A 20,160-nucleotide genomic window follows, 5' to 3' on the forward strand; every position below is an offset into this window, starting at 1 on the left:
CCGTCTATCAACTCTCTTCGATTGGACACCGCTATCATTTTTTAGTAGGATAGTAGTGAAAGAATCAGCGGCGAAGAAACAGGAGTTGAGGACGATGCTACAGCTAGGCACAAAGGTCGTCATTGTGGCTGACCAATATGAACAAAACCTGCCCATCGGGGAACATGGTTATATTATAGCTTACGACCGCAATGCGGATAATGTATTTGATTACGTGCTCAGAGTACCCTCTGCGAATCGTAATTTCCTTATTCCTGATGAAGATGTAGAACTTGAAGAGGTACTCATTCAAGATGAGGTTGACCGCATTGAACGTGAGGCTTTAATTGATTTTGCTCTTGCTACACATAATGAAGAATTGTTTAAACGAATTATGAACGGCGAAGAAGAAACGGAAGCGGAGCCAGAGAGTACGGCTACGGAGACGCTTAGCCCAGCGGACTTTATTCGTCAGGTTAATTTAAAGGCTTGGATTTAAAAGAATAGCTTGAGCTTTGGACTGTCCTGCAAGTCACTTTGGTGACCGCGGAACAGTCTTTTTTTTGTGCCTAGAATTATAGAGATTTATGTGAGCTTGTGGTGATAAAATGGACGAAATGTTATGAACCGTGGAAGGGGCTGCTGCATTGCACATAGAGAGCGTTAAAAGATTGATCAAAATAGCAGTATTTCTACTAATTACAATTGTATTTACAGCCAGCCTGCAGGCATTAACGCAATCTAACCGAGACTTGCCGCAAGCAAAGCGGGGAGTGCTGGATTTGTCTAATTGGAGCCTTGAGCAGGATGGCCCGGTTTTTCTTGATGGTGAATGGGAATTTTACGAAGGACAGCTGCTTACGCCTGCCGATTTTCACCAAAACAATTCGGGAATTTCTTATTTATCTGTACCTGCTACTTGGACAGGGAAAAACGCTGAAGGAGGTATGGCTCGAAAAGGCTTTGGGACATATCGACTAAAGGTTCTTCTCCAAGATGAAAAGGAAGGTTTGGGTCTGAAAACAAGAAGTATCCGAATGGCTCATCGGTTATTTATTAATGGCAAATTGGAAAGCGAAAGTGGACAACCATCCTCGAGCAAAAAATTGAATATACCTGGAAATACGCCTTCTAGCGCTTTTTTTCAAACAGAAACGAGGGAAGTTGAGCTTGTTATTCAGGTATCCAATTATGTGTTTGTCACCGGGGGGATCGTTAATTCGATTTCTTTTGGATTGGATTACGATATTAGCAAGATGAATGGCAGACAGCTAGGTATAGGAATTGGACTTGTTTTGATTATGGGTATGTTCGGGGCGTATCATCTTATCTTTTATTATCTTGGACGGAGGAATAAAGCTTACTTGCTTAGCGGATTGTACCTGCTAATCTTGTCTTTAGAGCGTTCACTGAATGGTGAGAAAATATTTCAACAGCTGCTTCCTAACATTCCATTCGACATCACTTATAAGCTGCTTGATTTGAGCCAAGTTTTAAGTGCTATGGTCATTATTATATTTTTTTGTTCATTTGATGCAAGGTTATTGTCGCCGAGAAACTTAAAGCTGTTTCAAACGCCATTTATCCTTTATATTGCTGCTGTTTTGCTGCTGCCGTACAGCATTCACATAAATGTAAAAGGTTTAACTTTATATTATTTAGGGCTGTTGGTGTCGTATATCATTTTGAAAATGGCTGTATTTTACATACGCAGTGAGAGTACTTCGTCTGAAGGGAAAGAATGGCTTCTGTTCATTGGTAGCGGCGTTTCTTTGATGGTTTTTCTCATATACGATGGTCTCTACTCGACGAACGCCGTAGACACTAATTTAGTGGGAACATTCGGTATTATCGGATTTATTGTCATTATAAATATTTTGCTCGCTGTAAGATTCTCGAATGCCTATGAGAAAACTGAAATACTCTCCCGTCAATTGCTCGTTTCCAATCAACTGAAGGATGAGTTTTTGATGAGTACCTCTCATGAAATCAAAACACCTCTGCACGGTATTATGAACATGACGTCTCATTTGCTTGAGGATGAGGATCATAATTTGCAGCCAAAGCAAAAACAAAATCTTTGGTTAATCAAGGATACTTCCACTAAACTGTCTATGTTAATTCATGACTTAATTGATGTAAGCCGCTTGAAGCATGGAGAATTAAGGCTGCATATGACAGTGGTGGATTTGCGAGTAGCCGTCCAGATCGTATTTGATGTGCTGCAATTCGAGCTAGCTGGGAAGTCGGTGCGATTAGACAATCAGGTGGAAGTGGATATATGGGTAGTTGCAGACGAAAGCAGACTTAGACAGGTGCTCTATAATCTGATTTATAACGCAATTAGGCATACAGAGAACGGCTGGATAAGGGTTAATTCGAGGTTGTTGGACAATAGGGTAGCTATCACTGTTGAGGATACGGGAAAAGGAATTCCAAGCAATAAATTTTTGAAGGTTTTCGAATATTTTGAGCAGCTGGAAGATACGCTTCCGACGGATGGTTATATGGGAATGGGCGTTGGTCTGTACATTAGCCGCAAGCTGGTTGAGCGAATGGACGGCGAAATTCGAGTGGATTGGTCCGAGATCGGTGAAGGAACTCGTATGCTCTTTACACTGCCCAGGGCTTTAGACATTCAAGGCTATCGGGAAGCTTCGGCATCCTCAGAAAATGAAATGGTGCAGCGAGTGACAGCTGATCACGCCTCGCTCGACGTTATAGGCTATCATGATCATACCATTTTAATAGTGGATGACGAGGCCTCCAATATTTATAGCTTATTGCATATATTAAAGCAGCATCGATACAATGTGATTACAGCATTTTCGGCTAAAGAAGCGATGTTCAAGATGGACGTGCATCCTCATGTGGACCTTGTTATTTTAGATGTCATGATGCCGGGTACTTCTGGTATTGAGCTATGCCGTACACTGCGAGGCCGCTATTCTATTCTAGATTTGCCCATTCTCTTCGCGACTGTTAAGGACACACCTGCAGATATTGCGTTAGGTTTCAGGGCAGGTGCTAATGACTATATAACGAAGCCATTTGATGGTGAGACGCTGCTTGCTAGAATCCAAACATTGATTGCAATGAAAACCTCCATTCAGGAGGCCATTCAAAATGAGCTGGCTTTTCATCAGGCTCAAATTAAGCCTCATTTTTTGTTCAACGCGTTAAGCAGCGTTATTTCCTTCTGTTATACAGATGGAGAAAAAGCAGCCTATTTATTGTCTATGCTTAGTCAATATATTCGCTACATTTTGGATACGGATCGATCTAATTTAGTCGTTCCTCTAGACCGTGAGCTTGAATTGATTCATGCCTATGTTGAGATCGAAAAGGCTAGGTTTGGAGAGCGGTTTACTTTTATCTCTCATGTAGATGAAGGTCTTCAAGATGTAGAGATTCCTTCTTTATGCATACAGCCCTTTGTTGAGAATGCGATCCGTCACGGGTTGTTTGATAAAGAGGGAGAGGGCACTGTTTCATTAAAGATTAATGAAGGACATGGCTATATACAAGTAACCGTTGAGGACGATGGTGTTGGAATGTCGGATATTCTGCTTAGTCAAATAACGAGCGGAGAGAAGCGGGATGGGGGCATTGCTATCGCTAATATTCGAAAGCGGCTAGAGGCCATTTCTGGTGCTGCATTCACCGTTCATTCAGAGCAAGGGAGTGGAACAAAGATAACGATGTATTTGCCTTATGGTATCGTAGGGTGAATAATCATGACGCAACACTTGGACGATATTTTGGATGAAGGATTAAAGGGGGGAAGATTATGTTTCGGGCTGTCATTATAGAAGATGAGAAGCCGATATTGGAATTGATGAAGGTTATTTTAGGACGGAATACTAATTACACCATTGTGGGAGCTTTCACTAATCCTATTGAAGCACTAGAGAAGATGGAAGACATTAAGCCCGACGTAGCTTTCATAGATGTGGAGATGCCTAAGATGAATGGGCTTGAGCTTGCACGGAAAGTACGGGCGTTAACGATACAGACAGAAATTGTTTTTACAACTGCTTACAAGAACTATGCTCTGGACGCGTTTGGAGTAGAAGCGATTGATTATATTTTAAAGCCAGTAACACCTTCAACAATTGAACGGGTGACAGAACGTTTAGTTAATCGGCAGCGCGTAACTACAATGGTCATCCCTCAAAAGGATTTATCGATGATCCAATGTTTTGGTGGGTTCGAGGTTCGCAATTCGGAAGGGGTTCCTGTACATTTTCGGACACGCAGGGCTGAGGAGCTGTTTGCCTATTTTCTGTGTCATTCGGGACGCAATATTAGCAAATGGCAGGTAATGGATTTGTTGTGGCCGGATATGCCGGAGGAGAGAAGCTCTTCCAATTTATACAATACAATTTATCTTATGAAGAAAATATTGAAAGAAAATGAACTCGGCATGAGCATTCGTAAAATGAATGATGGTTATATGATGGAAACAGGAAACCAAATGTATGATGCGCTAGCGTTCCAACGCTCAAATGTCTCTTTTGCCGAGGGGAAGCTGGATAGGGAGCAAATGGAGTATTTATGTGCGCTGTATCAAGGGCCGCTGTTGGATGGGAAAACCTATCTATGGAAAATACCACTGGAGGAAGCTTATTTTAAACAATACTCCACGATGACCAAAAAGCTAGTCGAAGATGATTTATTATCGAATGACTGGAATCAAGCGGAGCATCGCCTCGACAAATATTTGGCTGTTTATCCGCTTCATGAAGAGATGAATCAGCTTATGATCGATATTTATGAGAGACAAGGGAACAGAGAGAAGATGCTTCGACTATATACGAAATATGAGAGGGCTTGCCGCGAAGAGCTTGGAATAGAGCCGTCTTTGGATATGAAGAGTAGGTTATCTACGTTCTAGATTCATTAAAAATATAGTTATAAACCATTAGAGCAGAGGAATGTCCTCTGTTCTTTTTTGTTTTTTCGACATGTTGTGACGAATTGTGAGATTTTGTTGAGTTCTAATTGATAAGATTCTTCCAAACATGGTAATAGCCAATCACACGGTGGGAGAGAGGTCAAAAATATGCTTAGTTTAGTAAGGTCCAAGAAGATAATCAGTATGATTCTATTCGCGCTGATGGTCAACCTATGCTCGTCATTGTTTATTGAGGATGGGAGAAAGGTAAATGCGGCTGGAGCTGGAGAAGTTTCTGTATTTAAAAAAGCGTATATTACAAGCTTTAACAATGGTACTGTCGATGTTGTTAATCTATCGGATCTGACTGTAGAAAAGGCTAAAATCACGGTAGGAAATCAACCGAACAGCGCTGCGATCAACCCCAATCAGAAGCAGGTGTTCATAACCAACAGAGCAAGCAATACGGTCTCGGTTATTGATCCGGCGAAGGATGAGGTAATCGCGACCATACCGGTTGGAGTTCAGCCTCATGGCGTTGCCTTTAATAAGGATGGAAGTAAAGCCTATGTGGCAAATGACTCAGGAAGCTCGATTTCAGTTATAAATACAGCCTCACTCGTTGAGGAAAAAAAAATATCCGTAGCTACGCCTATTGCGATGGCATTGGTTGGGAATGATCTTTATGTTACTAGTAGAACCGGAAAACTCACGATTATTGATATAATAAGCGAAACAGTTGTGAAGGAAATTACCATTGAGGGGGAACTTTACGGACTCTCGGTTAATCCCTCGGGTACAAAGATTTATGTGGCTAACTTAGTAACTAATTTCGTAAATATAATTGATACGAATTCAAAAACCCACGAAGCGGATATACCGGTTGGCAGCATGACAACTGCAACAGAAGTTAGTCCTGATGGCAGTAAGATATTTGCAGCACATGGCTATAATGACTCTGTGTCAGTAATCAATGCGGCAACCCTTAAAGTGGATGCTACCATAAATGTTGATGCTAACCCTTACGTCATCGGCGTTTCCAAAGATGGTCTTCAAGCGTACACGATCAATTATGGCTCGAGCAATATGAGTGTTATTAATACAACGACAAATACGGTCGACAAAACAATTGAGCTCAGTGTGGGACCTTTTATGGTCGGAACCTTTATGATTCCTGTTGCTGTTGCATTGGATGCTGAACCGTCTGAACCATCCGAGCCAGCTGATAATCAAGCTCCTGTTGTGACAGCACTAACTCCAGTTAAGGGTGCACAAAATGTTGGTGTGGATGCTAATCTTAAATTAACGTTTGATGAAAAAGTAAAGGCACTGACGGGTAAAAAGATAACGCTTTGGAAACCTCGGGAATTATCAATGATTAACGGACCAGATTACCCGATCTTAATAAGCGATGCAACGTTAGTAGAAACAATTGATGCAGGTGATTCGACAAAGGTAACAGTCTTGGATAATGTAGCAACGATTAATCCAGCAGCGGATCTGGAATATCAGACGAATTATTTTGTGAAGATTGAACGATCTGCTTTTACGGATATTGCAGGGAACGGCTATGCTGGATTATCCGCTGATGTTGAAATCCATGATGGTCAAGTACAGGATACTTATACCGAATCATGGCATTTTAAAACGGGTAAGGCAGCAGATACAACCGGCCCGGTGGCGACAACATTTGTACCCGCGAAAGCAGCTGTGGATGTTTCCATCAGTGCGGACATGACATTAACGTTCAACGAAAATGTGAAGGCTGGAACAGGCAAGAAAATAAAGATTTTTGAACCGGGCAGAGCCACACCGGATGGAACAAATCCAAGTGCTCCAATTTTACTTGAAGAAATAACTTCATCAGATACGAGCAAAATAACGATTTCTGGGAACAAAGTTACCATTAATCCAACGAAAAACATGAAAAACAATACCTATTATTATATCCTCATGGATAAAGGTGCGTTTCAGGACATATACAATAATGATTTTGACGGCATGTTCCAATTCATTCAGTTGATGAACGAAAACGTCATGTATATGGGTGAGCCGGGGAAGATATGGTTCTTCAAAACAGAAGCTGCACCAGACACAACAGCGCCGACAGCTACTGGATATACACCAGCGAATAATGCGCTTGATGTGGCGGTTGATGCGAGCTTACAGCTCACTTTCAGCGAGATCGTGGAAGCGATGGCAGGCAAAAATATTAGCATCCGCAAAGCAAGTGATGATAGTGTTGTTGAAACCATTGCAGCTAACGATACTGCAAAATTGACACTAGCAGGAACTAAGGCGACCATTAAATTGTCAACTAGTTTAGCTAACGATACGGGCTATTACGTTCTGATTGATGATGGAGCCTTTAAGGACAAGGCTGGCAATACATTTAAGGGCATTACAGGAAAGACGATCTGGAGCTTCAAGACAGCAAAGAGTGTTTCGCCACTAACTGTTACGACATTATCTCCTATTGATGATGCTTCAGCGGTGGCTACTAACTCCGATTTGTTGCTAACTTTTAGCGAGAATGTACAAGTGATTCCGGGTAAAAAGATTTTTATCAAGAAGCAATCTGATGACAGCATTGCTCATACTTTTGAAATTAGCAGCATAAGCGATGTAAGTGTATCGGGTAATAAAGTAAAGATAAATCCTTACCTAATGGTACCGGATGCTCCAGGGAATTATTTGGAATACAATACTGCTTACTATGTTCAAATAGAAGCGGGAGCACTGAAAAGCACGACCAGCAGTGCACAATACGCAGGTATTGCAGACAAGACAACTTGGAATTTTACTACAGGTGCTGCACCAGAAAAAAATGATCTGAAGGTTATAGCATACTCACCTGCCGGAGGGGCAAATGGTGTATCTCAGAGCACGGCTCTAAAGCTGACGTTCAGCACAAATGTTCAGGGAGTAAACGGCAAGAGCTTTGAAATTAGAAAGAAATCTGACAATAGCGTTGTGCACAAAGTGAATTTCGGAGAAATGGGAGTCGAGATATCGGGAAATACGGTAACGATTAATCCTCCAATCCTCCCGCAACCTGGCAATGGGCCTAAGGTCGAATATTTGGAGCCAGGTACAGAATATTACGTCCTAATTGCAGCTGGAGCTTTGAAGGATAAAGACGGAAACAGCTATGCGGGTATTTCTGATAAATTAGTATGGACCTTTACCACGGAGCCAGATTTGGAACTGGATACAGACGGAGATGGTATTCCAGACTCCATTGATCCAGATGATGACAACGACGGTTTATCGGATGAGCAAGAAGCGAAAATAGGTACAAATCCAAAAGATCCAGACACCGACAAGGATGGAATCAACGATAAGGACGATCCATTTCCAACGGATGCAGCTAAGCCGGGTACAGTCAACGGTGAGCTTGACACAGACGGAGATGGCATTCCAGATTCGACTGATCCAGACGACGATAACGACGGTTTGACGGATGAGCAAGAACTTAAACTAGGTACAAATCCAAAAGATCCAGACACCGACAAGGATGGAATCAATGATAAAGATGATCCATTCCCAACGGATGCAGCTAAGCCGGGTACAGTAAACGGTGAGCTGGATACAGACGGAGATGGTATTCCAGATTCGACTGATCCAGACGACGACAACGACGGTTTGACGGACGAGCAAGAAATTAAACTAGGTACAAATCCAAAAGATCCAGACACCGACAAGGATGGAATCAATGATAAAGATGATCCATTCCCAACAGATGCGGCTAAGCCGGGTACAGTAAACGGTGAGCTGGATACAGACGGAGATGGCATTCCAGATTCGACTGATCCAGACGATGACAACGACGGTTTGACGGACGAGCAAGAAATTAAACTAGGTACAAATCCAAAAGATCCAGACACCGACAAGGATGGAATCAATGATAAAGATGATCCATTCCCAACAGATGCGGCTAAGCCGGGTACAGTCAACGGTGAGCTTGACACAGACGGAGATGGCATTCCAGATTCGACTGATCCAGACGACGACAACGACAGTTTGACGGATGAGCATGAAAAAGCAATTGGAACGAATCCAAAAGATCCTGACACCGACAAAGATGGAATCAACGATAAGGATGATTATTATCCGTTGGATCCAACGAGATCCAGTTATTCAGGCAACAACTCGGGTGGCAACGTGACTCCAAAGCCTGATAAGCCTGATCCGGTTGAAGTTCCAGAACACAAAGAAGTCAAAGCTTATATTATTGGTCATCAGGACGGAAGCTTTAAACCAGAGAAGGGGATTACACGTGCTGAAATGGCAGCGATACTTGTTCGCATACTGGGCAAGGAAGCTGAATTATCTTCCGTGAGCAGCACGGGCGTTGATGCTGAGCATTGGGCTGCAAAATACATTGCAATTATAACCGAATTGGGTTTAATGGTTGGTTATCCAGATGGCAGCTTCAAACCAAATCAGACGATCACTCGTGCGGAAATGGCTGTTATTATTAATCGATTGATGGAGCATATTGAAACCGGCGGCAAAAGTTTCTCTGACATTAATGGGCACTGGGCACAAACGGCCATTGATCAGGGGACTGCAGCAGGAATTTTCAACGGATATAAGGATGGTACATTTGCGCCAAACCGCGTTCTTACGAGAGCAGAGGCTGTTGTCATATTCAATAGACAGCAGGGCAGATCTCCTCTAGCAGGAGCAGATCAACAATGGAGTGACGTTTCGCAGAAGCACTGGGCGTATGAAGATATTCAGACTGCGAGCATCGACCATGAGATTAAAGAGCAATAATGCTAACGGTCATCTAGAGCATTTCAGTAAGAACCTGATTCTCTAAAACTAAAAAGCAGCCTGCCTCACAACAGCTTAAGTTGTGAGAGTGGGCTGCTTTTGTTTGTTTGATAAACGATTGCTTTTACGCCCAACTCTTCTGCTTTAGATCCAGTTCCTTTTATGTGGAAATTAAGAAGTGATTTGCCGTTTACATTGATGTTCTCCCTGTATGTGCGATATAATAGGAAGAATGATTACAGGAATAGGAAAGGAAGAATACCTGATGAGCATTTCACCTAAGGATGTAGACCATGTAGCAAGACTTGCGCGGTTAGAGCTATCCGATTCGGAGAAGGATCAGTTTACGGAGCAGCTCAATGCGATTTTGAAATATGCGGAAAAGCTAGAAGGCTTGGACACGGAAAATGTTGAGCCAACCAGCCATGTGCTCCCTATAACGAATGTAACGCGCGCGGATGAGAAACGCCCGTCGCTGCCGATCGAGAAGGTTTTGCTGAATGCGCCTGATGAAGAAGATGGACAATTTAAAGTACCTGCGGTGCTTGAATAATACGAATGGGTTTAATTTGAAGGGAGGAACTACTGTTGGCACTGTTTGATTTGCGCCTGCAGGATGTACATAACAAGCTTAACAATAAGGAACTGTCTGTTTCTGAGCTGGTTAGCGCATCATTTGCGAGAATTGCGGAAACTGAGCCTGCTATTAAGGCTTTTATTACATTAAATGAAGAGAATGCACGCTTGCAGGCTTCCGAGCTGGACAAGCAATTGCAAGAAGGCGGCGACCAAGGTTTATTGTTTGGATTGCCGGCGGGTGTTAAGGATAATATTGTGACGGAAGGTCTACTGACCACTTGTGCGAGTCAGTTCTTAAGCAATTACAATCCTATCTATGATGCCACTGTTGTTCGCAAGCTGAAAGCAGCTCAGTCGGTAACGATTGGCAAGCTGAACATGGATGAATTTGCAATGGGCGGTTCCAACGAGAACTCCAGCTTCTATCCAACTCGCAATCCATGGAATACGGATTATGTTCCAGGCGGCTCAAGCGGCGGATCGGCAGCTGCAGTTGCTGCTGGACAAGTTTATTTCTCGCTTGGCTCCGACACTGGCGGCTCGATTCGTCAGCCAGCTGCTTATTGCGGTATCGTTGGCCTCAAACCAACATATGGCCTAGTATCACGCTTTGGACTTGTTGCTTTTGCATCTTCTTTGGACCAAATCGGTCCGCTTACCAAAAATGTTGAAGATTCCGCATTTGTGCTGCAAGCCATTGCTGGTTACGACACAAGCGACTCTACATCAGCGAATGTGGATATTCCAGATTACACAGCAGCTCTTACAGGTGATGTAAAAGGTCTGCGTATCGGTGTGCCTAAAGAATACCTAGGAGCTGGTATTGATCCGCGTGTGAAAGAAGCGGTACTTAAAGCGCTGGCAGTATACGAATCACTGGGCGCGACATGGGAAGAGGTTTCACTTCCGCATACGGAGTATGCAATCGCTACTTACTATTTGCTTGCTTCCTCGGAAGCATCGTCAAATCTAGCTCGTTTCGACGGCGTACGTTACGGTGTACGTGCGGAAGATCCTGCAAATCTCATTGATTTGTATAAGAAATCCCGCAGCGAAGGATTTGGCGCTGAAGTAAAACGCCGGATTATGCTTGGAACATATGCTCTAAGCTCTGGCTATTATGACGCATATTATTTGAAAGCTCAGAAGGTACGTACACTTATCAAGCAGGACTTTGACCAAGTGTTCAGCCAATATGATCTCATCATCGGACCTACGGCTCCGACACCTGCGTTCCGAATCGGAGAGCAAGTTGGAGATCCATTAACGATGTATTTAAACGATATCTGTACGATACCGGTAAGCTTGGCTGGCGTTCCTGCCATTAGCGTTCCTTGTGGAACGGCAGATGGCTTGCCGATTGGCTTGCAAATTATCGGGAAAGCGTTCGACGAATCGACGGTGCTGCGCGCCGCTCATGCGTTCGAGCAGCATACAGAGCATCATAAACAACGTCCGCAGCTATAAGCGGACCTATATACGTTTACGAAGGGATCGATACGAATGTCTGAACCGAACAAATACGAGACGGTTGTCGGGCTGGAAGTCCATGTGGAGCTGCATACGAACAGTAAAATCTTTTGCGGCTGCTCTACGGCTTTCGGCGCGCCGCCGAATACCCATACCTGTCCAGTATGCCTTGGACATCCCGGCGTTTTGCCGGTATTGAATCGCCAAGCCGTTGAATATGCAATGAAAGCGGCAATGGCTTTGAACTGTCAAATTGCAGATATCAGCAAGTTTGACCGTAAAAACTATTTTTACCCCGATTCGCCAAAAGCGTATCAGATTTCGCAATTTGATCAACCGATCGGTGAACATGGCTGGATTGATATTGAAGTGGGTGGCGAGACCAAACGAATTGGGATCACAAGGCTGCACCTTGAAGAGGATGCAGGCAAATTGACTCACGTCGATGGCGGTTATGCATCACTTGTCGATTTCAACCGTGTAGGTACGCCGCTAATTGAGATCGTATCAGAGCCTGATATTCGTACACCTGAGGAAGCGAAAGCATACCTCGAGAAAATCAAAGCCATCATGCAGTATTGCGATGTTTCTGATGTGAAGATGGAAGAGGGCAGCTTGCGCTGTGATGCAAACATAAGCCTTCGTCCATACGGACAAAAGGAATTTGGTACACGTGCGGAGCTTAAGAACATGAACTCCTTCCGCGGCGTTCAGCGCGGCCTTGAGTATGAGCAGTTCCGCCAAGCGGAAATTCTCGACAGCGGTGGTGAGGTCATTCAGGAGACTCGTCGTTTTGACGATGCACTTGGTAAGTCCTTCTCTATGCGCGGCAAAGAAGAAGCACATGATTACCGCTACTTCCCGGACCCGGATCTAGTACAGCTTCATATTAGTGAAGACTGGAAGCAAAGCATTCGTGCGACAATTCCAGAATTGCCTGATGCGCGCAAAGCGAGATATACGGCTGATTACAGCTTGCCTTCCTATGATGCTGAAGTCATTACTTCATCTAAGAAGCTTGCTGATTTCTTCGAGGAGAGCCTTTCTTACACGAAGGATGCCAAATCCGTATCAAACTGGATCATGGGTGATTTGCTTGGTTATTTGAATGCCAACGGTCAAGAAATTACCGATGTGAAGATTACTGGACAAGGCCTAGGTGAAATGATTGGTTTGCTTGAGAAAGGCACAATCAACGGTAAAATTGCCAAAACGGTATTTAAAGCGATGCTGGATTCAGGCAAGCTGCCACAGCAGATTGTAGAGGAACAAGGTCTCGTTCAAATCAGTGACGAAGGCGCTATTCAAGCCATCGTTAACCAGATCGTTGAAGCAAATCCGCAATCTGTTGAAGATTACAGAGCAGGTAAAGATAAAGCAATTGGCTTCCTTGTTGGTCAGGTTATGAAGGAATCAAGAGGGAAAGCAAATCCCGCACTCGTGAATAAGCTGCTTGTAGAGCGCTTGAAATAAAAGCAGTTGCACGCAAAAAGACGCGGTTCATCAACATGATGAACCGTGTCTTTCTTTTTGAACATCACTCTGGACAGAAGACCTGTAAGCTCCATACGCTGCATACAATTATGTTACAATAGCGAATATAGAAAGGTCGGGATTGTTTATGCTGCTAAGTACACTTCATAATCCTTGGTATATTAGTGAACTTCATATTTTATTAAGGCTGCTGCTTGCCTTGCTATTGGGCGGACTTATTGGCTTCGAGCGAGAACAGTCGAATCATGCTGCTGGACTTCGAACGAATATTCTAGTTTGTTTAGGTTCTTGCTTGTTGATGCTGCTATCCATGTACGGTTTCTCAGCATTTGTCGACGAGCCTAACGTACGGGTTGACCCAGCGCGACTTGCAGCCGCAGTTATTACAGGCATTGGATTTCTAGGTGCAGGTACTATTTTATTTACCGGAAAATCAATAACTGGTTTAACGACAGCGGCGTCCCTATGGGTCGTTTCTGCAATTGGATTAGCAGTCGGAGCAGGCTTTTATTTTGCATCAGCTACCGCAACGATCATGGTTCTTGTAACATTATGGGCGTTTAATAAGCTGGAAAAAAGGTATATTAGTGCAAAGAAAGAGCACTTGCTCAAAATAAAAGCTAATAATTTATCTCAAGCCATGCTTGAATTAAATAGCCTACTGACTGATCGGAAAATCATCATGAGAAAAATGCTGCTGGAAGAATGCGAGGGTGAAGAGGAAGGCGAGCAGATTTTGCTGCAGGTGTATATTACACTGCCTAAATCAGAAGCATTGTTAGTGCTCCTCGATAATATAAAGCACTTGGAGGGTGTACGTTGGGTCAGCTCAGAATAAAACGAATAAAAAATAGGCTTCTCACCGTATTATTCGCATTTGCTATGCCAGGAGCAGGACATATGTATACTGGACAGCATCCGAAAGGCTTACTGTTAATTGCGGCCTTTTGGCTGGATTTGACGGCGATTGTAAGGTTAGCCGATTCAGATGGCGGCAGACATTTGCTGTTGATCGTTTATTTAGGTATTATGCTTCCTATTTTTTATTTTATTAGCGTGTTTGATTCCTTGCAAAGCGCGGATGCCGATAATAACAACCCCGTTGCACTGAATCGCACACATGGTATTTTACTTTTAGCGGCGGGAAGCGTCATGCTTATTTTAGTGAAGCCTCCACAAGCGATTTTACCCTGGATGAATGAACTAGCGGAGTTATGTGTTGGCCCGATTATTATAATCGCTTCAATATTGCTGCTGTCACGTTCAAGGAAAGGAAGAGTTACTATGTTTAAGCTCGGACGCTTTACAGCAGCGGCACTGGTATTGGTCGTGGGAGGATTGCTTCTCTGGGATCAAATTCAAGGACGGAATGATATTTCATTGCTTGGTCAATGGTGGCCGGTTATTTTTATATTGTTAGGTTTAGAAATCATTCTATACAGCATAAAGTTTAAAGACATAGAAAAAAAGCTTCGATTTGATGTTGGAGGCGCGATGATTGCTGTTGCGATTTCGTTGACCGCTTACGTTGTGACCCAATACGCGGATATTCCTTATCGTTGGCTGGATCAATTTAATGTTGATTTGAACGGGGCAGCAGAATTTGGAGAAGAGAAAGGATTTCATTATGAGAAGACCATCATTAAGGTTCCTTTAGATGAAGCGATTTCTCTCATTCGTGTTGTTAATCCCAATGGGCAAGTAACCATTCGATCGGGTGACGTACAGGAAATAGAGCTTTTGACTGCTGTATGGGTTGATGTGCCAGGCAAAACGGAGGCTGATGCGATCGCAGAGCAATCAACCGTCAAAATTAATCCAGGCGCTGAAGTAACGTTGGAGGCGAAGGGTCAAACCTATGGCGCTAACGGAAGCAGAAAACCGAGAATGAATATGATCATTACCGTACCAATGTCTTTGTCTGATCAGGTTGAGGTTAATCAGCAGCCTACAGAAACACCGTTATCCTTGGGTTCGGAAAGTATTGATACGATTGGCGAAGAAGTTGATGCGGGAGCATCTGATATTGATTTGAACGATCAGTCCGCAACTGAAAAGCCTACGGATACAGATGTAGGTTTAAATGGTCAATCTGAACAACCGCCTCAGAATGCTGAGGAACAGAAGCCTGTATTAAAGATGAAAGTTGAATCAGGCAATGGTTCAATTGAAGTCATGAATTTGACGCTGCCAGGCGGCCTTGAGCTCCGAAGCAATAGCGGAATTGTTTCAGTAAGCAACATTAAAGGTCCTATCTCCGTCAAAGGTAATAATGGCGGAATTAATGTGAAAAGCATAACCGGTGATACCAGTCTTGAAACAAAAAATGGTACGGTTACTGCAGATTCTATTGAAGGTAAGCTTTATGCGAATACACTCAATGGCAGTTTGGAGATCAAGCAGATTGATGGAAACATTGAAGCAGAAACAAAAAACGGGAAAATCAAAATGGACGGTGCAGGCGGTTCTGTTAAAGCGGATACGCTGAATGGGAACATTGAACTAAGCAGTGCTGAAGTTAGCGGAGATTGGGATCTCGATAGCTCCGTCGGAGAGGTAAAGCTTGCAATACCGGGGGATGCTCATTTTACGATTTATGGATCGGTAACTTTCGGTAATATTGTGTCCGATTTGCCGCTTGAAGTAAGTAAGAAAACGATAAGAGGCACTATAGGCGACGGCACTTTCAGGATTCAGATTAATGCTACGAACAGCATTGCAATTAAGCAATTTGGACTATCCTAAAAAGGCGCTTTCATTGACAAACTCTTAAATAAGAACGTACAATAGCTTTAATAACTTTAAGGAAGGGCGTGAGGGGAATGGGAGCCAGCGTTAACTTAGCACTTGAGCAACTGAAGATGAATGGCGTCCGAATGACCCCGCAACGTCACGCCATATTAAGCTACTTGATGGACTCGATGTCGCATCCGACTGCAGATGAAATTTATAAAGCGCTCTCACCAGTTTACCCGAGCATGAGCGTAGCTACCATATATAACAATCTGCGTTTATTTGTAGAAGCTGGATTAGTGCGTGAGCTGACTTATGGCGATGATTCAAGCCGGTTTGATTCGGATTTATCCGATCATTACCATGCCATTTGCAAAAATTGCGGTTCAATCGTCGATTTTAATTATCCACCGCTGCTTGAGGTAGAACGTGCAGCGTCACGTGTAACAGGTTTTGTGGTTGAAGGACATCGGATGGAAATTTACGGTGTTTGCTCGACTTGCAACACTAAATCAGCGAAATAATTGGCGTTATGCCTACAAGAACGTGCCGGGAAGCGATACAACGCTAATCTGCACGTTTTTTAATAGTCGAATAGAATTTTGAAGTTAACATTACAGGAGAGTGATGACTTGGAAACGATGTACAACCGAGCGCCACGCCGAAAAGGCAACCGAGGTGTTCGGAGCATAATATTGTTGTTTTTGTTAGGAGTAATAGCTGTCTTTTGTTGGTATGGATATATGCGCTTTATTCCTAACAATGAAAAGGTAGATCCAAATTATAAGACAGAGCATCCTATATTTATTCAAGGCGTTGAAGCGGAGCAAGGAGCTATTATCGAAAATGATGAAGTCAAGCTGCCGCTTTCGGTGCTGGAGCAGGTATTAGGAGCGGACAAGCCTATAAGATATGAGCCTGATTCAGGTTCAATCATCTTGACAACTGCCAATAAGGTACTTCACCTTAAGACGGATTCTTTAACGGCGACTATCAACCAAAAGCCATATGATCTAACGATTACTGCAGAAACGTCTAATGATACGGTCTATATTCCTGCAGAACCTTTGGAGGAGTTATATGGGCTGAAAGTAGAATTCGTAAAAGAGACAGGCACAGTAACACTGCTGAATGCAGGAGACATGGTTCAGCTTGCTGAGGCTACTCCTGAGAAAGGGGCAGCTATTCGAACCGAAGCGACTATTCGAGCGCCTTTTGTTCAAAAAGTTCCTCAATCACAGTCAATAAGAATTTGGAAAGAGCAGGAAGGTTGGCTGCTTGTCCAAAACAGCGAAGGCATCATCGGTTTTATGAATAAAAAAGATGTGAAGCTTACTTCTATTGAAAAAATGCCCGAGCAGGCGGCAGAGCCTCCATTTATTGCGTGGAAGGTGCTCGGCAACAAAATTAATATGACATGGGAAGCTGTTTATCAACGGAAAATCGATACTGCCAAAATAGCGCCGATGCAGGGAGTAAATGTCGTTAGTCCTACCTGGTTTGAACTTGCCGACGACAAAGGAACAATAAAAGGCAAGGCTGATCCCGCATATGTGAAATGGGCACATCAGCAAGGGATGCAGATTTGGGCGCTGTTCAGCAATAGCTTCGAGCCTGATCGAACGACAAAGGCATTAGCGTCAGTGGAAACGCGATTCTCGATGATACAGCAGCTGATCGGCTTTGCTCAAGTATATGGATTGCAAGGGATTAATTTAGATTTTGAAAATGTACACACGTCGGATAAAGCTAATTTTGTACAATTTGTTCGGGAGCTGACTCCGCTTTTACATGAGCAGGGCTTGGTTGTCTCCGTGGATGTAACGCCCAAGTCGAATAGTGAGATGTGGTCGCTGTTTCTTGATCGTGCAGCGCTTGGCAATGTTGTAGATTATATGATGGTCATGGCTTACGATGAGCATTGGGCTGCGAGTCCAAAATCAGGTTCGGTAGCATCGCTGCCTTGGACAGAGAGTTCTCTTGTTCGTATCATGCAGGAGGATGCCGTACCAGCAAGTAAAATTATTTTAAGCATGCCTCTGTATACCCGGATATGGACTGAGAAAAAAGGGGAAGACGGTAAAATAGACGTTTCCTCAAAGGCAGTAGGCATGAAGAAGGTTAATGAGATTATTACGACTAAGAAACTTAAGCCGGTGTTTGATGCAAAAGCAGGTCAGAATTACGTGGAATATACGGAAGACGGAAATTTGATGCGAATATGGATTGAGGATGAAGTATCCATTAAAGCTCGAGTAGCGCTTGCACGTAAATATGATTTAGCGGGTGTAGCAACATGGCAGCGTGCGTTCCAAACGGAAGCTATTTGGAAATCGATCGACGATTCTCTCAAGATTAGGCCATAATTCATTTATAAATGTTAAATAAGAAACGCCTCCTCACATGTGAAGACATGGAGGAGGCGTTTCTTATTTATGTAATGCTGCGATCAAAAGTTGGTTTTCTTAGCTTTTTACCTTCTTAGTAGAATAAAGGTTGTTTCCTAAGAAAGAATCAACCGTATATTCACTATAGGTTAAACTTGCTGTTCAGAAGGAGTAGTTGTTGCTTGTGCAGGATCAAGCGTAAGTATCGTTTTGCAATACATACAACGATCTGTTTTTCCAAGCATCTTGGTTGGACGCGAGCATTCTGGACATTGAAGCATTGTGGCACTTGTTGACATCATGCCAGCCCAGAAATAAACGGCTACGCTGATTAACAAGGAGATCATGCCGATTACCATGAAGATAGCAGCAATGATTTTGCCTGCTTGTCCCAAAAAAACAATGCCGGCTGTTCCGAGTATCATGACTCCCATGCCAACAAGGGTGAAAACGAGTCCCCATAGACGGAATTCGTTGATTTTGGCTGACTTGAAAAAGAACTTATTCATGTATTCATACCCTTCCTATGACCAATGACTTATGATTTTGAAACAGTTTCTGAGTTAGTAAGCAGGAATGTGCCTCCAACCTGTCGAAAAAGAATAAAACTGTAGAATATTATTATAGCGTAATAAAATGTGATTAGCTATATGGAGGAACCAGTGGAACATATAAAAGCGTACTTCTCGGACAGCTATCGAGATGAACCTCATTTAATCGGTTTGGCTGTTATTGAAAACCCATATCCTTATAATCCTTTAGCTGATGGATTAGATTCATTAGTACTTGTTGTAATGAACGAAGAGATTGAGCGGAATGATACGGAGCATGTCCAAATCGAGGGTCAACGGGTATTGATTCGAACCATTGATTCGAATGGATTGAGTGAATGGTTGTCTGGTGGCGAAAACCGCAATATTATCGAGTGGCTAGTTCGGGGGGAGATCTTGGTGGATCGCGACGGCTATCTGAGCAGTGTTCGTGAACGTCTGCTTCAGTTTCCTGCTTCAATGCGGGAGCAAAAGCAGTTTGCTGAATTTACGGGTTTCTTAAGAACGTATTTACAAGCAAAGCAGGATCTATTGGATGGTAATTTGTTGGATGCATACAGTCATGTGCTGACAGCGTTGCATCATTGGGCTCATATCGTTCTTATAGAAGAAGGAAGGCATCCTGAGCTAACCGTGTGGAAACAGCTGAAGCGAGTTCACCCAGGAATATATAAGCTCTACGAGGAGCTAACGGTAAGCCCAGAAACATTGGAGCAACGAGTACAATTAGTTATGCTTGGCTGCGAGTTTTCCGTAATGAGCAAAATGAAAACAAGCTGCGCGTTATTATTTAATATACTTGGCAGTCGCGAAGAGCCTTGGAGTATTGCGGAGCTGCAATCACACTCTACATTAAATATATTGCATGGTGATTTGTCACTTGTTCTCCAAAAGCTTGTGAAGCGGGAGTACATTCGTGAGGTTGCTGTTATGAATGAAGCAGGAGATATAGGTGCGCTTGAACTTCGATATATGAACAACGTGAAAACAAGCTAATGATTCAACCGTTTATAATAGTAGAAGCGCATGTCATGGCCTATGTTTATAGAGGCAGGCATGCGCTTCTTTTATTTAAAATAAAAAGTGGAAAACATGCTTGACTTATATTAGTATCAGATGATATATTAGTACTCGCCGCTTTTACAGGATACATAATCGCGAAAACGACATTTTAAAAAAAATGTCGAAAAACGAAAAAAAGTACTTGCAAAGAGATAGGCAAACGTGATATATTATAAAAGTCGCCGATACGAAATACGCGGTTGACACGAAAGAAAAGATTGCTCTT

Annotated in this window: 13 protein-coding genes; 12 read left to right on the forward strand and 1 reads right to left on the reverse strand. The window is 43.1% G+C overall.

The annotated features are described in order from the left end of the window. Window positions 1–94 precede the first annotated feature (94 nt). From ACIFSR_RS33820 to ACIFSR_RS33870, 11 genes are all read left to right on the forward strand, one after another. On the forward strand, window positions 95–478 hold the full coding sequence (locus tag ACIFSR_RS33820; RefSeq protein ID WP_339207439.1) for an ATPase: 384 nt from the start codon (window positions 95–97) through the stop codon (window positions 476–478). Window positions 479–650: 172 nt separating this feature from the next. Next, window positions 651–3,710, forward strand: a complete 3,060-nt coding sequence (locus tag ACIFSR_RS33825) for an ATP-binding protein (protein ID WP_430063590.1) — start codon at window positions 651–653, stop codon at window positions 3,708–3,710. A 59-nt stretch (window positions 3,711–3,769) separates the two neighbouring features. Continuing rightward, window positions 3,770–4,876 carry a response regulator gene (locus ACIFSR_RS33830; protein WP_430063592.1) on the forward strand — a complete coding sequence of 369 codons (1,107 nt, stop codon included), beginning with the start codon at window positions 3,770–3,772 and terminating at the stop codon, window positions 4,874–4,876. Window positions 4,877–5,080: 204 nt separating this feature from the next. Beyond that, the gene (locus tag ACIFSR_RS33835) at window positions 5,081–9,658 is read left to right on the forward strand and encodes an Ig-like domain-containing protein (protein ID WP_430063593.1); all 4,578 of its coding nucleotides are present in this window, start codon (window positions 5,081–5,083) and stop codon (window positions 9,656–9,658) included. 265 nt (window positions 9,659–9,923) lie between these two features. Continuing rightward, window positions 9,924–10,211: an Asp-tRNA(Asn)/Glu-tRNA(Gln) amidotransferase subunit GatC gene (gene gatC / locus ACIFSR_RS33840; protein WP_076271888.1), complete on the forward strand. Its 288-nt coding sequence runs from the start codon at window positions 9,924–9,926 to the stop codon at window positions 10,209–10,211. A 35-nt stretch (window positions 10,212–10,246) separates the two neighbouring features. Continuing rightward, entirely contained in the window at window positions 10,247–11,704 is a 1,458-nt protein-coding gene (gene gatA / locus ACIFSR_RS33845; protein ID WP_430063595.1) for an Asp-tRNA(Asn)/Glu-tRNA(Gln) amidotransferase subunit GatA, read from the forward strand. Window positions 11,705–11,740: 36 nt separating this feature from the next. After that, a complete protein-coding gene (gene gatB, locus ACIFSR_RS33850; RefSeq protein WP_339207443.1) occupies window positions 11,741–13,180 on the forward strand; it encodes an Asp-tRNA(Asn)/Glu-tRNA(Gln) amidotransferase subunit GatB in 1,440 nt (479 codons plus the stop codon). A gap of 148 nt (window positions 13,181–13,328) precedes the next feature. After that, window positions 13,329–14,039 (forward strand): MgtC/SapB family protein, encoded by a 711-nt coding sequence (locus ACIFSR_RS33855; protein ID WP_076271891.1) that lies wholly within the window; start codon window positions 13,329–13,331, stop codon window positions 14,037–14,039. Further along, window positions 14,021–15,946 (forward strand): DUF4097 family beta strand repeat-containing protein, encoded by a 1,926-nt coding sequence (locus ACIFSR_RS33860; RefSeq protein WP_430063597.1) that lies wholly within the window; start codon window positions 14,021–14,023, stop codon window positions 15,944–15,946. Before ACIFSR_RS33855 ends, ACIFSR_RS33860 begins: the two co-directional genes overlap by 19 nt. A 77-nt stretch (window positions 15,947–16,023) precedes the next feature. Continuing rightward, complete coding sequence (perR, locus tag ACIFSR_RS33865) at window positions 16,024–16,458, forward strand: peroxide-responsive transcriptional repressor PerR (RefSeq protein WP_076271893.1); 435 nt, start codon at window positions 16,024–16,026, stop codon at window positions 16,456–16,458. Between the two features lie 117 nt (window positions 16,459–16,575). Continuing rightward, window positions 16,576–18,300, forward strand: coding sequence for a glycosyl hydrolase family 18 protein (locus ACIFSR_RS33870; protein ID WP_430063601.1), 1,725 nt, complete (start codon window positions 16,576–16,578; stop codon window positions 18,298–18,300). 170 nt (window positions 18,301–18,470) lie between these two features. Here the strand turns inward: ACIFSR_RS33870 and ACIFSR_RS33875 are convergent, their stop codons facing one another. Continuing rightward, window positions 18,471–18,830 (reverse strand): YgzB family protein, encoded by a 360-nt coding sequence (locus ACIFSR_RS33875; protein ID WP_339207446.1) that lies wholly within the window; start codon window positions 18,828–18,830, stop codon window positions 18,471–18,473. 153 nt (window positions 18,831–18,983) lie between these two features. Here ACIFSR_RS33875 and ACIFSR_RS33880 point away from each other — a divergent pair, with 153 nt between their 5' ends. After that, complete coding sequence (locus ACIFSR_RS33880; protein ID WP_076271896.1) at window positions 18,984–19,868, forward strand: nucleotidyltransferase-like protein; 885 nt, start codon at window positions 18,984–18,986, stop codon at window positions 19,866–19,868. The last annotated feature ends 292 nt before the right edge of the window (window positions 19,869–20,160 follow it).

Origin of the sequence: Paenibacillus sp. NRS-1760 (assembly GCF_050467785.1) — a bacterium.
Taxonomy (GTDB): Bacteria; Bacillota; Bacilli; order Paenibacillales; family Paenibacillaceae; genus Pristimantibacillus.

Coding starts and splice junctions, on each gene's coding strand:
- ACIFSR_RS33855 (WP_076271891.1), top strand. CDS start 13,329: ATGCTGCTAAGTACACTTCATAATCCTTGGTATATTAGTGAACTTCAT.
- gatB (WP_339207443.1), top strand. CDS start 11,741: ATGTCTGAACCGAACAAATACGAGACGGTTGTCGGGCTGGAAGTCCAT.
- ACIFSR_RS33870 (WP_430063601.1), top strand. CDS start 16,576: ATGTACAACCGAGCGCCACGCCGAAAAGGCAACCGAGGTGTTCGGAGC.
- gatC (WP_076271888.1), top strand. CDS start 9,924: ATGAGCATTTCACCTAAGGATGTAGACCATGTAGCAAGACTTGCGCGG.
- ACIFSR_RS33820 (WP_339207439.1), top strand. CDS start 95: ATGCTACAGCTAGGCACAAAGGTCGTCATTGTGGCTGACCAATATGAA.
- ACIFSR_RS33830 (WP_430063592.1), top strand. CDS start 3,770: ATGTTTCGGGCTGTCATTATAGAAGATGAGAAGCCGATATTGGAATTG.
- perR (WP_076271893.1), top strand. CDS start 16,024: ATGGGAGCCAGCGTTAACTTAGCACTTGAGCAACTGAAGATGAATGGC.
- ACIFSR_RS33835 (WP_430063593.1), top strand. CDS start 5,081: ATGATTCTATTCGCGCTGATGGTCAACCTATGCTCGTCATTGTTTATT.
- ACIFSR_RS33875 (WP_339207446.1), bottom strand. CDS start 18,830: ATGAATAAGTTCTTTTTCAAGTCAGCCAAAATCAACGAATTCCGTCTA.